Raw genomic sequence first — 15004 nt, 5'->3', positions numbered from 1 at the left:
GCGAATGGCTAGTTCTTACTCGGCGGGAATCCCACCCGCTATATGATACGACCTAGGCTCGGCCGCACAACTGCCCCGTTTGTGGAATAACTAAAAAAGAGCTGAACCACAGCCCTTGATATTGAAACGCAAACCTTACTTAATAATTCTCTAACTCACTATTTAAATCTCTTAATATCACATCGATCTCCACCATTACTGAGTCTTCATTGATTGGGAAAATGGATGGTTTAACTCTATCTTTCCTCATACCAACAAGCCAGTTCTCAATAAACTCATTTAAGTCAATTGGTTCAGCTTTGAAGTTATTCCACTCATTAACGGCACAGTATTCTGCAAATTCTTTTCTAGGAAAGAAAGGAATAACATATTTCCATCATCATCCTGTGCTGTCGCCCAACCATCGTCATATAAACCCCAGACTTCCTCATAATCAGCGACCTTTTTAATAAAATACTCATATCTTATATTTGGTGGCTGTTTAATTATCGAATCTAATTCTTTTTGGTTCATATTGATATCCTCCAGTTACTGCGTTTAACAAGGCATTTAACATATTCTCCAATGCTGATAAAAACACCTTCTTAAGCTACCTGCCCCTTTTCTTCAAGAAGGTGCTCCCCACTCAATAGTACCGTAAGAAGGATAGCAGCGTCCCTTTATATTCAAAAGCAGCAATCTTTACGAAAACAGCCTATTATAAAGCAACGAACTTTAGGAAACAGCTATTTTAAAAGCCGGCTTTCACCTCATGAAAACCGGCCAATCCTTGCCCCTATAGAATTTCAATAAACCCATTTGTTCCATCCACTCTAATTTGCTGACCGTCTTTAATGAGCGTTGTTGCCTTTTCCACGCCAACAACCGCCGGTAATCCGTATTCGCGTGCAATCACCGCTCCATGGGTCATTAGTCCCCCCACTTCAGTGACCAGTCCCTTTATGGTTACAAACAATGGCGTCCAGCTCGGATCCGTATATGCCGTTACGAGTATGTCGCCTGCTTCTAAATCTGCCTTTTCCATATTTAAGATGATGCGCGCCCTCCCTTCAATCATTCCAGTGGAAACAGGCAGCCCTGCTAAAGCTCCGTCCGGGATGCTTTCCCGATTATAAGTACCCGTCACTATTTCTCCATCTGACGTGATGACTCGCGGGGGTGTGAGCTTTTCAAATAAGCGGTACTCTTCCTTTCGTCTATCAATGATATCGTTATCAAGTCTTTTCGTACGGATGACTTCTCGAAGCTCATCAAAGGTGAGATAGTATAAATCATCTTTCCGCTGAAGGACGTTTGCTTGTTTGAGCCGTTCCGCTTCTTTTAGCAAAGCCTGTTTATAAACGAAATAACGGTTCACCATGTGGTATTTAGGGTATTCTCGGTAGCCGATTGTATGGCGGAGGAGGTCGATCTTTTGCTTCGTTTCTCGCGCCTTTTGCTCCCCGTCAGGCAATGTTTTCAGCCGTTTTATGATTTCCTGTTCTTTTTTCAGTGCCTCCTGGCGCCCTTGCTCAAATTTCGATTGGCCGGCATTTAAGGCGGCATTTTTCAGGTTACTAAGAATAAGCGGCACTAGCATACTCGGTCTTTCAATCCACCTTTCTTTCGTAATATCAATCTCCCCGCTGCAGCGCATTCCATATTTTTCGAGAAAGCCATAAATGGCTTCCCTGCATTTTTCAACGCCCTCCAGTGAAACCAGCTCATCTAAAAAGCGGTCATCCTTCACCTGCTGCAGGTAAGCGATCACCTCCGGAAAGGGACGAATCACATCAGCAACATCTAATAATTCAAGACCCATTTTGGAGGTTATATTATTTGGAACGGATTGAGAAAGAGTATCTGCGGCATTCACTTCACCCAACCATTTATTCATCTGTTCATTAATCCAAGCTGCAGCGGACATGGCAGCGTTAATCACTCCCATGCTGACAGGATTAAAAAGCTCCTTTTTAAATTCCTTCAGATCTTCTTCAATAAATTCAATTAAATCCATACCTGATTTTGTTTGAATTTGCTTCTTTACCTGTTCGATCGATGCTTTGCTGCTTCTGATTAAATCTGACACAACGGAAATATTCGGTTCGGGCGCTGATTGTGCAAGTGACGCGGGCCTTTTTTGAGCCGCGGCTATCGGCTGACTCTCCTGAGGCGGCTTTTTAATGAAATCCTCCCGCTTGATAATGGTCATGAGGGCATCTTTTATGAGCGGGTCTGACTTTCCTAACGTATGGAGCAATAAATCTCTGCCGGCAGGTGAAGCTAGCTGCTGGCTCACATCCACAAACAGCCTCCCGCCTGCAGTGCGCATCGGTGCTGGCGTCGTTAACAGATAAAAGGATAGGCCCAGCGGCTTCATCGGAGCCGTCATCATTTGCTGATGGCCAACAGATACGTATACATGGTTTTCTTGATCGGTCGCTTCCGGAATAGGGTATAGGGTTGTAATCAGACGGCTTTGTACTATATGAAAGGTATCACCTGCCAAACACCACTCGATATCCTGAGGGCAGTTAAAATACTCCTCGATTTGTCTGCCAATGCGCGCCAATTGCAAAATTTGCGCGTCAGTGAGCGTTTGTACACGTTGCAAAGCTTGCTCAATGGGCTCTTGCCTGGTTCCTCCATCTTTCACATTCAGAACAGCCATCTCTTTAGCCGCAATCATCTTCTCGATAATGTCATCTCCCTTAACTCGGTAACAATCAGGCGTAACCACACCTGAAACGAGCGCTTCTCCCAATCCATAGCTGGCATTAATGGACAGGACCTTACGATTGGAGGTTATAGGATCAGCCGTGAACAGAATTCCTGAGGCTTCAGGAAAAACCATCCGCTGAACGATAACAGCTATCGATACATCCTGATGGCTAAAACCATTTTGCATCCGGTAAATGACAGCGCGCTCTGTATATAAAGAAGCCCAGCATTTGCTGATATGACGCAATATGGAAGGGACACCGATGACATTTAAAAAAGTGTCCTGCTGACCGGCAAAAGAGGCATGCGGCAAGTCCTCTGCTGTCGCGCTAGAACGCACGGCATAGGCGTGTTCCGCACCAAAACGGGAGAGTGTTTGAGTCACTTTATCTCTAATCTCAGCAGGTATCGGAATATCCATAATGAGCTGGCGAATCGCAGCGCTGATTTCACGGATCTCATCGAGGCGGTTCATTTCAATCCCTGTGAGCTGATTCAATAATTCATGAAATTGTTTATACTCTTTAAATGCCATGTCGTAGGCCACTGTTGTCACACAAAAACCATCAGGAACATTCCATTCATTCATTTGCCGTAAAGCAGCTAATCTTGCCCCCTTACCGCCGATGAGCGAAGCCTTCGTGCGGTTGATTTCTTGAAAATCAAGAATAATAGTACTCATCTTGCATCTCTCCTAACCGTTCATAGCTTACCTATGGCTGTAATCGACTAGATTCTTATGCTAAGTACTCCATACTAGACCAATAAGCTAAAAATGATTATATTCAGCTATTGGATTTTCATTCTGACCAAATTGTCTATACGGATTTTTCGATTATCCGATGATTCATTTAATTGGTGTAAGCGGTACTTTGATGGCTGTAAAAGAAGAGGTTATAAGATTACTGATGACGAAGAGATCATATTTCAGCAATATCACTTCCCTTTATTCGGAGTGCCTTCTATATGTTGGAGTTTCGGAGACTTGAGCAGATGTTCTGAAGAGATGAGTAGACTCTTTTGATCTGCCTTAAATGGTAAAAGCTCAAGATTGAGGAAAATCTAGTCTTCTGATGGTTCATCCTTAATGATCAACTGAGCGATTTTCGCTGCCACTATGGCTGTTAAAAAAGCAAAAATTCCCGCATGTATTTTTTTCTCCCATTCCATCATCGAATCCGATATGGTCATGATGGTCGCGGTAATTGCGGCAAATAATAGAATCTGTGGATTCGGTGATTTCTTGTTCATAGATAATCTTCCTTTAGTCTCTGTTTTTTGATTATGATTCTCTTAGATTACCATAAATTAATTGAATAATCTAAATAATTTTAACTCTCATTATGGTTGCTGTTTAAACTTTTTCCCATAGTATACTTGATACTTCCTGAAGTCCTAGCTTAAGCAAATTCAGGGACTTGTTTGCAATCATAAAGCCCTCCATCATTTTTATTCTGGTCTTCGCTTATAATCGAAGACCCCCCTCTAGCCTGCCGTTCCTCTTTCAAATCTTTTATGGTACGCTTTAAGTAAAGATATAGATAAGAATGTGGTGATACCTTTGTTTAAAATTCTAGTCATTGAAGATGACAAAACGCTGTTCCAGGAATTACAGGACCGGCTTTCGAATTGGTCCTATGATGTGTGTGGAATTGCGGATTTTTCCAATGTGCTGGCTGAGTTCACGAATGCCAAGCCTGATTTAGTCATCATTGATATCCAGCTTCCTAAATATGATGGGTTCCATTGGTGCCGGATGATTCGCAATCATTCGAATGTACCGATTATTTTCCTGTCCTCGCGTGATCATCCGACCGATATGGTCATGTCGATGCAGCTAGGGGCCGATGATTTCGTGCAAAAGCCGTTTCATTTCGATGTGCTGCTGGCGAAGATTCAGGCGATTCTCAGGCGGACCTATAATTATAATGCGGAAGCATCCGCTCTTAAGACATGGTGCGGAGCGCTCATTGATTTTGAGCGAAATACAATCAGCAAGGAAGAAACAGAGATTGAGCTGACGAAGAACGAGTGCTTTATACTCAAGCAATTGATCGAGCATAAAGACAAGATTGTCACCCGAGATTCCTTGATCCGCGCTTTATGGGAGGATGAGCGCTTTGTCAGTGATAACACGCTCACCGTTAACGTGAACCGTCTCCGCAAAAAGCTTGAGAGTATTGGCCTAGGACACATGATTGAGACGAAGGTCGGCCAAGGCTATATCGCGAAAGAAGAGGAGCCGGCCACATGATCGGGAGATTCGTGAAAGAGAGAATAAGCTGGATTTTGATGATGGTTTTGATACAGGGTCTGATTCTTCTGGTTTCCTGGCTGGACCATTCGATTCCGTTCATGCCTGTTCTGTATGCCGTCTTTTTATCAATGATTCTCTTTGTCATCTTTCTTTGCTTCAGATATAGGAAAGAAACGAAATTCTATCAGGAGCTGGATGAGTGGACATCTGACTTGGATACCGAGCTCCTCCCTTCTCCTTCGAGCCCATTTGAGCGAATTGCCCTGGAGGCTCTCCTTCGGCAAACGAATGCCCTTCGGGATGAGGCATACGAAAACACGGCCATGCTCGAGTATGAGAAGGATGATTTACTGGCATGGATTCATGAGGTGAAGACCCCGCTCACGGCGATGAAATTGATCATCGACCGGACGGAGGATGAGGAAATGAAGGCTCAGCTCATGTATGAATGGCTGAGAATTCACCTTTTACTTGATACACAGCTCCATCAAAAGCGGATGCCCTTCATGCATAATGACCTCTTGATCGAGAAGGTATCACTGAAGCCTTTGATTGTGCAGGAAATCAAAATGCTGCAATCCTGGTGCCTGCAAAAAGGAATCGGCTTTGAATTGGAGCTTGAGGCAGATACCGTATTGACGGATGGGAAATGGACCGCCTTCATCATCCGGCAGCTATTAACGAATGCCGTGAAATACAGCGAGCACGATGATATTCTTCTGAAAAGCTATAAGGATGACTATCATACGTATGTGCAAATCACCGACCATGGACGAGGCATTGACTCAAAGGACTTATCCCGCATCTTTGATAAGGGATTCACGTCAACAACCGCGCATGATGACCGTTCCTCAAGCGGGATGGGCCTTTATTTAACGAAGCAGGCTGCCATAGCCTTGCATATCAAAATCAGTGTTGAATCAACGGTTGGAGAAGGTACGACCTTCACCCTTCTCTTCCCGAAACGAAATGAATTTGAGTCCGTCATAAGTGTGTGACAAAAATGTCACATGCTTTTCTTATTTGTTCGCCAAATAGCAGGAGACGGACTCTCCCCTTCTTATATACTTGAGTCAATAGGAAAAGGAGTGACGAATTACATGAATATTCTCGAAGCAGTCAAGGTTCATAAATTTTATGGCAATAAGTTCAACAAGCAGGAAGTGTTAAAGGGGATTGATTTGACGATTCAAAAGGGCGAATTCATCGGAATCATGGGCGCCTCCGGTTCCGGAAAAACAACCCTTCTTAATGTTCTTTCCTCCATTGACAAGGCCAGCCGCGGCACGATTAACATCGAGGGCCAGGAAACGACTAAAATGAAGGATAAGAAAATCGCCCAGTTTCGCATGAACCATTTAGGCTTTATCTTTCAGGACTACCATCTATTAGATACATTAACGGTCAAGGAGAATATCCTCCTCCCCCTTTCTGTCCAGAAAGTAAACAAAAAAGAGGCCGAACAAAGATTCAATGAAATCGCTAAAAACTTAGGCATCATGGAGGTCAAAAACAAGTATCCGAATGAAATATCAGGCGGACAGAAACAGCGGACGGCCGCGGCCAGAGCATTCATTCATGAGCCAAGCATCATCTTCGCGGATGAGCCGACGGGAGCATTAGACTCCAAGTCAGCTTCAGACCTATTGCAGAAGCTCAGCCAGCTGAATGAGGAGCTAAGCTCCACAATCGTGATGGTCACCCATGACCCGCTCGCGGCCAGCTATTGCAGCCGTGTCATCTTCATTAAGGACGGGCAGATTTATACCCAGCTAAATAAAGGGGAAGAAAATCGCCAGCAATTTTTCAAGGCCATCATGAAAACGCAAGGTATCTTAGGCGGTGTTCAAGTATGAGCACAGGAAAGCTAATCAGCCAAAGCCTGAAGAAGAACCTGAAGAATTATTATCTGTACGTGTTTGCCCTTATCTTCAGCGCAGCCCTCTATTTTTCCTTCGTGACACTGCAGTACGATCCGGCCATGGATGCTGCAGAAGGTTCCATTAAAGGAGAAGCTGCCATGGGTGTGGCGTCTATCCTACTGATTGCCATTGTTGCCGTCTTTCTTGCCTACGCCAATAATCTTTTCATGAAAAGACGCAGCAAGGAAATCGGCTTGTATCAATTAGTTGGAATGAGCAAGCAGAAAGTCTTTTGGATTCTCTCTGTCGAAAACAGCATCCTTTATTTTGGCGCCTTGCTTGGAGGCGTATTCCTTGGATTCGCCTCCTCCAAATTATTGATGATGCTCTTAATCAATATAGCAGGAACGGAGGACGTGGCTTCATTAAGGTTTTCCGGTGCGGCACTTGCCCAGACGCTTATCGTCTTTTTCGGGATCTTTCTCATCACCTTATTGATGAATTATTTCTATATTAAACGAAAAGGCATCCTTTCCTTGTTCCATACCGAATCAACCACGGAAATGAAGGCAGGCAAAATTTCCATTTGGGAGATACTGATTGGTCTTATCGGCATTCTGTCCATCGCGACTGGCTATTATGTTTCTTCCAAGCTTTTCAGCGGTGACTTTTCCACGACGAATGAATTGTTGTTTGCTATGCTCTTTATACTCGCCGCCGTCATTATCGGGACCTATCTTTTCTATAAGGGCTCTATTCGTTTCCTCTTCAATCTGCTGCGGAAAAAGAAGAACGGCTATTTAACGATTAGAGATGTCCTGTCTTTATCATCCATTATGTTTCGAATGAAGTCGAATGCACTCTTGCTGACAATCATTACGACCGTTTCAGCGCTCGCCATCGGCCTCTTGTCTCTGAGCTACATCTCCTATTATTCGGTGGAAAAAACCGCACAAAGTAATGTGGCAGCTGACTTTTCATTCGCGAATCAGGAAGATTATGCAACATTCACTGATTTATTAGCAGAGAACCAGATCACTTTTACCGACAAAGAAGTGAAAATCGTTCAAGCTTATACAGACTTAAGCGATGTGATGAGCACCCGATATTTTGAAGCAATGGACTATAATCAAACCCGCAAAACAATGCCTGTCATAAGCGAAACAGCCATTAAGGGGCTAGATTTAGCCAAGGATGAATCGATGATGTCAGGGTTCAGCGATGATGACGCAAGTCTTTTTCAAATGAAGGATTCAGGGAAATTAATCATTGAAGGACCAAATGGGGCGATTGAAACATCGTTTATGGGATTGGAAAGGGAATTCCTTGTTTCCTCCTATTTCACGTTCGGCATGCCGGTTCTCCTTGTCGATCAGTCTGTTTTTGATGAAATCGCCAAAAAACCCGACCCCTCTATTCAAATGGAGTCAACTGTCTATAACGGCATTACGATTAATCATGAGGCCAATCTTGATAAAGCGAACGAGCTTTTCATGCAGGCTTCTACGGATGATTACATGAATAAATCCCGTCCTCAATTAATTGTTGATATGAAGACCATGATGGGGCTGACGATGTTCATTGTCGCCTTCCTTGGACTGACGTTCCTGATTACGTCTGGATGTATTCTCTACTTTAAACAGATGGATGAAGGAGAGGATGAACTGCCGAATTATACGATCTTGCGCAAGCTCGGCTTCACCGAACAGGACATGCTCAAAGGCATAGCGGCCAAGCAGCTCTTTAACTTCGGCATCCCGCTCATCCTGGGACTCTCGCACAGCTATTTTGCCGTTCAATCAGGATGGTTCCTCTTCGGGACGGAGCTCTGGGCTCCAATGCTGATTGTCATGGTCATCTATACGGTCCTTTACTCCATCTTCGGTCTCCTGTCTGTGCTTTATTACAAGAAACTGATTAAGGACTCCCTTTAAAATCAAAAGGTTCCAGCATTTATTCACTGGAACCTTTTTTATTATCGATATAAACTTTGCGGACTGCATGGATGATTTCACCCTTTGGAATATGCGGATATTTTTCATGCATCATCGCCACGCAATCAGTCCAGCTCGCTTGCTTGAGACAGTGATGGATATCATTCATGACCTCAGGAGCAAGATCAGCCCCTTCCACCTCTTCCCCTGTCTCCAATCCCTCCAGGAAAAGACTCGCAATCTCGTGAATAAGCGCGATGACCAATTTAATGAGAATCGACAGCTCAATCCCATCCATGAAATAATCGAGCGCACTTAACACAATCAATGTCCCGCAAAATTCCAGCAGATTGCCAACTAGCTTTGGCAGATACAAGCCCTCATACCGTTCCTTAGACGCTTGCAAGAAGCTATCTATCAAAGTACTAATACCTATATCGATGTAGCAAAACAAAAGAAGGAACAGAACTAAAATAATGATAGATGCATAGTACTGACCGGTAAAATGAATAATCAGCGCATAAACTAAACCGACCGGGACAAACAGAGCCAATATAACAAGGAAAATCGAAAAACCGGCAAGGAAATCCTTCAATCGTTCATTCCCCATTCCATTAAATAGTCTTACACTATCTATTCACCATCCAACTTCCTATTAATCCTAAACCAAACAGGAATAGGCTATTGAACTTCTAGTTATAGATGGTTGCCATACCATTGAAACTTTAGCATACTTAAATAGAAATATTTGTCAAACGATAAGGAGGCTCGAAATCATTGAAGAAAACCCAAATCCATTCCCCTACCCGCTTTGAACGCTTACTCGATTTAATGGTTATCATTTTGCTGATCACTAGTTTCACCTACATATTCATCCAATGGACAGCACTGCCTAATCATATCCCTATGAATATTGATGGAAACGAGCATGTTTCACACCGAGGAGATAAAATAAGCATCCTAGGACTCCCCTTCATCGGAATTTTGGTATGGCTCCTATTTAGCTACATGGAGAGAGATCCACATAATATTAATCTGCCTTTATACCGAAGCCATGATAAAGCAAAAGAACAGAAATACAACAGGATTATCGTCAATGTTATCAAAAATGGCATCGTCATGAGCCTTGTATTCGCTAATTGGAGAATCTTACTCTTTGTCCTGTGAAAGATTTCAGGATGATACAGACTGACTCTATTCCTGGTAGGGTCGAAAAGTTGGGCTAACGATTAATCAAAAGGAAAAATGCCAGCACAACCATTATGAATGCGATGATAACTGGCATCCACCCAATCTCCACTTTTGCTTTTATGAATAAACGATCGATAATAAAAAATAGGATGGCGGATAGGAAACCAAAGACAAAAAATATTAATCCAAAAAAACAATGAAAGATGAAGGAGATGATTTCACGTGCATAGGTTCTATCCGTAATCTTGTTACTGAGCCAATCACTAAAGACAGATGTACTCACTCCATAGGTACTGGCTATCATTATGTTTATATAAAATAAATTAAGGAAGCCATTCACACTAAAGCCATCCATCATAAAAAGCAGGGCAAATATAAAGCTTGCGACCATCGCAGTGAGTATCTTTCTCTTTACCATCCTTATGCACTGCCTCCCTCTTATTTTAGTTGCCCGATGATGTCAATTGATTCTCCACCTTGACTAATCGCTCTCAAGAAAGGAAATATCAACCTAATTTATAGCGATATCCTACATTCACATAAGAAAAAGCCACTTAATCGATTAAGCAGCTTCACATACGGAGTATTATCGTCCATACTCTCTAAATGCCTCCTCATCACCCTTAAAAACATTCACATCAATAAATTTCTCCTCTCCTTCATATCCATCCAAACGTTCCCTGTCTGTGTACTGCCAAAAGGTCCACTTTCGCTTATCCGGCAAGGATGGCTTGCCATAGACATCCCTTATCCATATATCGCAATCCTCGAAGTGATTCTTTATGTAAAAATTATATGCTTTACTGGTCGTGTATATAATTACCCGTTTTCCATAGTGATTTTCAAGCATCCGAACCATATTGTCTAATTCTTTCTTAACCTCTTTCACATCAGGGGGATGTTTCTCTTTATCACCGTAAAATTCCACATCAATGACCGGCGGCAAGGAATCCTTATCAGCTGGTACCGTATTGATGAAATGCTGGCCTTGAGTCTTGCCATCACTGTCAAAGCTAAAAAAATGATAAGCACCTATACGCAGTCTCGTATCCTTCGCTTCATGCCAATTCATCTCAAAGTACCGATCCACATGGGCACTTCCCTCAGTCGCTTTGATAAAAGCAAACCGCATATCCTGCTTCTCCAGTTGATCCCACACTATTTCACCTTGATAAGCCGATACGTCCACTCCTTTGATGGGATATTCATTAGCAAACCTGGCGTTTGGGATTAAGAATCCTTGATACCAAAGGAAAACGGTTAAAAAGAACACACCAATGACCAGAACAATCAAATAGATGATCGTGTTCTTTTTCCTCTTTGTTACGGCTGCATGATCCTCCTTCAATCCGTCCCCTCCTTCATAATCGCTGAATTGAAAAGCCGATTGTATGCAGACGATTAACCATAAGGGCATACAACGTTTATTATGCTAATACGATAACTTAGTCGTCATACCTATTGAACAAGACTCCATGGGACTGAATGATTGGTTGAAGTATGTATGGATTTAATGGATTAAAAAATCATTTTTTAGCGCATGCATATACTTGTTGCCAGAGTTTCTCTGCTTATCTCAAATAGATACTGCGATTAGGTGAGTATATTCACCCTTCTGCTTTGCTATGTACAGATACAGTGACAACCTCAAGATTTGTTAGACATATAAAAATTGGTTTGTATAGCTGTTAATAGGTTGAGAACAGTTCGATAAAATTACCTTTTAACCCTGATAAAATTGTATTTAAATAATAACGTTATCCCAAAGTTCATGAGAAAATGCACAAGAAATGGAACAAAAATATTGTTTGTTTCGAAATAAATCCAACCAAAAGTCAGACTTGGAACCATTATATTGACTAACATGATCGTTTTTTTGAAATATTGAATATGAAAACCTAAAAACAATACCGTTGTTGCTATGATGGCAATCCATTGGTTTTCGATAAATACGTAAATCAAGTTTTGAATAATTCCCCTGAATAAGATCTCTTCAAATAATGCCCCCGTAAACATTAAGAAAAAAACACCTAACAACGGACCGTTTTGATAATCTTTGTTTGTATCGTCAATGTATCTTGAGGGAATATAACGCGTTAAAATCACACCGAACAAGAGCAGACCAATGGAAGCGGCAACTATACATATGGCCATGGCAATGGGTTTCTCAAATGATAAGAAGCTTTGAATTGTGAGTACATCATAAACGATAAGAGCAAAAACGACTGCTAAGCAAATAAACGTAAAGGATGAAAATACAAATATTGCGTCTTTAAGATTTATATCCTTCTCTGAATGTGTGGGTTTGTCTTTTATATACTCCATACCTTACCTTCTTTCTAGATGAAAATTTAATACAGATGACATTCTTATATTACTATTTTAGCAGAAATGACAAATTCACCCACTTAAAATTAACAAAAGGTAGAAACGAGCCAATAAAAAAGACCAATCATGCAGATTGATCAAATTTGAGAGATGACTATGTAGATAAAAATCATACTTATGATAAAAATAAAGGTATTCCATATACAGCCATTAGCACTTTTGCGAGACTCATGCCTTTCAAACTCTTCCTGAGTCACTTCTTCCTGCTCAATATTTTTTCCTATCTTCGTTTCTCTAATTATTTTCCCTTCTTTAATAAAATGTTTTACTTTTGCCAATTCCGTATCCCCTTTATGCTTGTATAGTTGAGGATACTATTTTACCATAAATTAGAATCAGGTAGTTCATTTTGTAATATTTTGTAACAAAAAGAAAATATTGTAACGAAATAAAAACCACTCCTCTATAAATGTCAGTGGACATTTACAGAAAAAGTGGTTTAGAAATGCCGGCTATGAAAACTTCATCCACTAGATGAAGGTTACATCTTTTTATGTAAAAAGATAACTATCATAAACCAAAATCAGCATAATGATGCGTTAACCAGGCATAAACAGGGCTTATTTCCCTTGCTGCTTGTTCATTGCATTCATCATTTGATTTACTTTCTTTTGGGAAGGTTTCATTCCCATTTGTGTCATCATCATCTTGATCATTTGCTCATTGATTGGCGGGTTTTTCTTTAGGTAGTCCATCATGTATTTACGAGCGATGAAGAATCCTAAAGCTACACCAGCAAGCAAAGCAATGATTCCTGTTAGAATATAGTATAACATAATCCTTAATAACCTCCTCCGTGCTGTCTAACAGACATTATTAAACCAAGAGTAATAATACCATATGTGGGGTGATATTTCTATCAGATTTTGGCGTATTATGCTGTTATCGCTTGAAAAGTAGCAATTTTAGCGCTAGAGAGGTTAGGTCATGGCTTCCATGCTCAAGAAAGAATGAATTTCGGCTGCTTGATTGGTCTGAGCCATGCACAGCGTCCTTCTCCTGTATCGAGTGCGAGGAAGTAAGGATTCCATTGTCTGAGCCATTCAAAGAAGATCGTCTCACTCTCGTAGCTTCCTGAAGCATGCAGGATCAATGAGTGATTCCTAAACGCAAGAGATGCCTCACTGACCGCTCCATTTCTATTCTTACGGATATAATATACCCCATTTTCTTCAAAGCATCCTTGCTTACTCGTGATTTTTTCGTCCATATAAGAGCTGAACAGGCCAGCGGGTATTCGTTTTGTCACACACATGATCTGGCGGCGAAGAATTCGCTTTTCTTCTCCCTCAGTTTCCTCATAATCATGGAATAAGTCATAAAACATATGTTCACGCCCATAAAAATGATTGGCGAATTGTTTTTCGATTAGATAGATTATATATGTGCGCATACTGTCCCTCCCATTCCTTTGCATCTATTATAGCTAACGGAATATACATATTCTGTAAAAACCTGATGCAGAAATACTCTAGTTTTGTCGAATGAGTAGGTTTCACTTGCATAAGTACAAAATAGTACAAAAGTTTCGGATTGGAGGTTCTACTGATATAGATCATCTTATATCAAAACAGTTACGTTATCACCGCTGCTCTAATATCATTCAGGGTGCTATTACACGAAAGACGCATTTTTACCACATGAATTATTTAAAAATCGCAAGGATACTTCATTAAATTTCTCAGCCTGATCCACATTGCACACATGGCCGCTTTCCTCCAGAATCACTAAATGACTAGAAGGCTGCAGCTTCACCAATCGCTTGACCGGTTCCAAAAAGACATAATCCTCATCTCCCATAATATAGAGGGATGGAATGCCTGTATCCTTTTCATTGATTTTCACTAAATATTTCGCCAACCCGCCTGTTAGCGATAACCAGCGCAAAAATTCTCGATGCTTAATTTTCTTTGCCTCTCGTATAAAGAGATAACGGGAGGATTGATGCCTTTTTCTAGGCATTAAAATCCAAGCAAACATTTTATATAACCACATAAACGGAATCATTTTTTTGAATGTATTGGCTATCCCTAATAACATATGAAGCCTCGGTGTAAGGCGGATCACCGCTCCAGCCAGCAGCATCGTATAGAAGCGTTCGGGATTGGTCTCAGCTAAATGACGAATCAGCATAGTCCCTAATGAGATCCCCACAAAATGGGCTTTTTCGATTTCCAATGAATCTAGTACATCCAGAATATCTTTGCTGACCAAATCAAGCGTATATTTTGTCGGACTGTTATCAATACGGCAAGCACCATGTCCTCTAAGATCTACTGCCAACACATTAAAATGCTTACGGTATGCTCGAATTTGCTTATACCAAATCGTTGAGCTTCCGCCAGCTCCATGGACTAAAACTACCCATTCTGCATGCTCTTGACTGTATATTTTATAGTTTAACAAGTATGAATCATCCTTCGATATAGTATCTTATTCTATTAATACGATTACTAGCATCTAATGGTTCCATCATTCGTCATATTTTTGTAGAATTCGTATATATTTCCTCAAATCATTTGAGAATAATGTCAAATACAGTGTGGTATAAATAACTACACCATACTCTAACTGAATCTTATATCCTTTCTAAGTAACACTCAAACATTTTTAACTGGAAACAGACATTTACTGTCAGATACATTTGACTTCCCTCACCGAATTCATAAGCA

15 protein-coding genes and 1 pseudogene are annotated in these 15004 nt (G+C 41.2%); 5 read left to right on the top strand and 11 right to left on the bottom strand.

The genetic code is table 11. The features are described 5' to 3' along the window. Positions 1-139 precede the first annotated feature (139 nt). From CYL18_RS15195 to CYL18_RS15185, 3 genes and pseudogenes are all read right to left on the bottom strand, one after another. Positions 140-513: pseudogene (locus tag CYL18_RS15195) on the bottom strand (DUF2750 domain-containing protein). A 262-nt stretch (positions 514-775) separates the two neighbouring features. Next, positions 776-3382, bottom strand: a complete 2607-nt coding sequence (gene ppsA, locus CYL18_RS15190) for a phosphoenolpyruvate synthase (protein WP_104850369.1) — start codon at positions 3380-3382, stop codon at positions 776-778. 380 nt (positions 3383-3762) lie between these two features. Next, positions 3763-3951 carry a hypothetical protein gene (locus tag CYL18_RS15185; RefSeq protein ID WP_104850368.1) on the bottom strand — a complete coding sequence of 63 codons (189 nt, stop codon included), beginning with the start codon at positions 3949-3951 and terminating at the stop codon, positions 3763-3765. 310 nt (positions 3952-4261) lie between these two features. Between CYL18_RS15185 and CYL18_RS15180 the strand changes: the two genes are divergently transcribed. The 4 genes from CYL18_RS15180 (at position 4262) to CYL18_RS15165 (ending at position 8753) form a co-directional block, all read left to right on the top strand. Further along, a complete protein-coding gene (locus tag CYL18_RS15180; protein ID WP_104850367.1) occupies positions 4262-4954 on the top strand; it encodes a response regulator transcription factor in 693 nt (230 codons plus the stop codon). Beyond that, the gene (locus CYL18_RS15175) at positions 4951-5955 is read left to right on the top strand and encodes a sensor histidine kinase (RefSeq protein ID WP_104850366.1); all 1005 of its coding nucleotides are present in this window, start codon (positions 4951-4953) and stop codon (positions 5953-5955) included. The genes CYL18_RS15180 and CYL18_RS15175 overlap by 4 nt, the downstream gene beginning before the upstream one ends. A gap of 102 nt (positions 5956-6057) precedes the next feature. Then, positions 6058-6813, top strand: a complete 756-nt coding sequence (locus tag CYL18_RS15170; RefSeq protein WP_104850365.1) for an ABC transporter ATP-binding protein — start codon at positions 6058-6060, stop codon at positions 6811-6813. Continuing rightward, positions 6810-8753, top strand: a complete 1944-nt coding sequence (locus CYL18_RS15165) for an ABC transporter permease (RefSeq protein ID WP_104850364.1) — start codon at positions 6810-6812, stop codon at positions 8751-8753. The genes CYL18_RS15170 and CYL18_RS15165 overlap by 4 nt, the downstream gene beginning before the upstream one ends. Positions 8754-8772: 19 nt before the next feature. Here the strand turns inward: CYL18_RS15165 and CYL18_RS15160 are convergent, their stop codons facing one another. Then, entirely contained in the window at positions 8773-9348 is a 576-nt protein-coding gene (locus CYL18_RS15160) for a YrvL family regulatory protein (protein ID WP_161497152.1), read from the bottom strand. Between the two features lie 182 nt (positions 9349-9530). On the opposite strand from CYL18_RS15160, the gene CYL18_RS15155 reads away from it, so the two are divergent. Then, entirely contained in the window at positions 9531-9920 is a 390-nt protein-coding gene (locus tag CYL18_RS15155) for a hypothetical protein (protein WP_104850362.1), read from the top strand. A gap of 55 nt (positions 9921-9975) precedes the next feature. On the opposite strand, the gene CYL18_RS19415 is transcribed toward CYL18_RS15155, so the two are convergent. The 7 genes from CYL18_RS19415 to CYL18_RS15120 form a co-directional block, all read right to left on the bottom strand. Further along, positions 9976-10362 (bottom strand): hypothetical protein, encoded by a 387-nt coding sequence (locus CYL18_RS19415; protein WP_201741297.1) that lies wholly within the window; start codon positions 10360-10362, stop codon positions 9976-9978. 168 nt (positions 10363-10530) lie between these two features. Then, positions 10531-11292, bottom strand: a complete 762-nt coding sequence (locus tag CYL18_RS15145; RefSeq protein ID WP_236636497.1) for a GH25 family lysozyme — start codon at positions 11290-11292, stop codon at positions 10531-10533. 368 nt (positions 11293-11660) lie between these two features. Then, positions 11661-12269, bottom strand: a complete 609-nt coding sequence (locus tag CYL18_RS15140) for a CPBP family intramembrane glutamic endopeptidase (protein ID WP_201741296.1) — start codon at positions 12267-12269, stop codon at positions 11661-11663. A 140-nt stretch (positions 12270-12409) separates the two neighbouring features. Then, a complete protein-coding gene (locus tag CYL18_RS15135) occupies positions 12410-12610 on the bottom strand; it encodes a hypothetical protein (protein ID WP_104850360.1) in 201 nt (66 codons plus the stop codon). A gap of 282 nt (positions 12611-12892) precedes the next feature. Further along, positions 12893-13108, bottom strand: coding sequence for a YneF family protein (locus CYL18_RS15130; RefSeq protein WP_049671032.1), 216 nt, complete (start codon positions 13106-13108; stop codon positions 12893-12895). A gap of 164 nt (positions 13109-13272) precedes the next feature. Next, entirely contained in the window at positions 13273-13725 is a 453-nt protein-coding gene (sirA, locus tag CYL18_RS15125; RefSeq protein ID WP_161497151.1) for a sporulation inhibitor of replication protein SirA, read from the bottom strand. A gap of 221 nt (positions 13726-13946) precedes the next feature. Continuing rightward, complete coding sequence (locus CYL18_RS15120; protein ID WP_104850358.1) at positions 13947-14738, bottom strand: alpha/beta fold hydrolase; 792 nt, start codon at positions 14736-14738, stop codon at positions 13947-13949. Positions 14739-15004 lie beyond the last annotated feature (266 nt).

It is taken from the genome of Pradoshia eiseniae (assembly GCF_002946355.1).
Classification (GTDB): Bacteria; Bacillota; Bacilli; order Bacillales; family Pradoshiaceae; genus Pradoshia; species Pradoshia eiseniae.
Note: the sequence above shows the minus strand (reverse complement) of the source record. Positions and strands in the feature narration are given on the sequence as shown.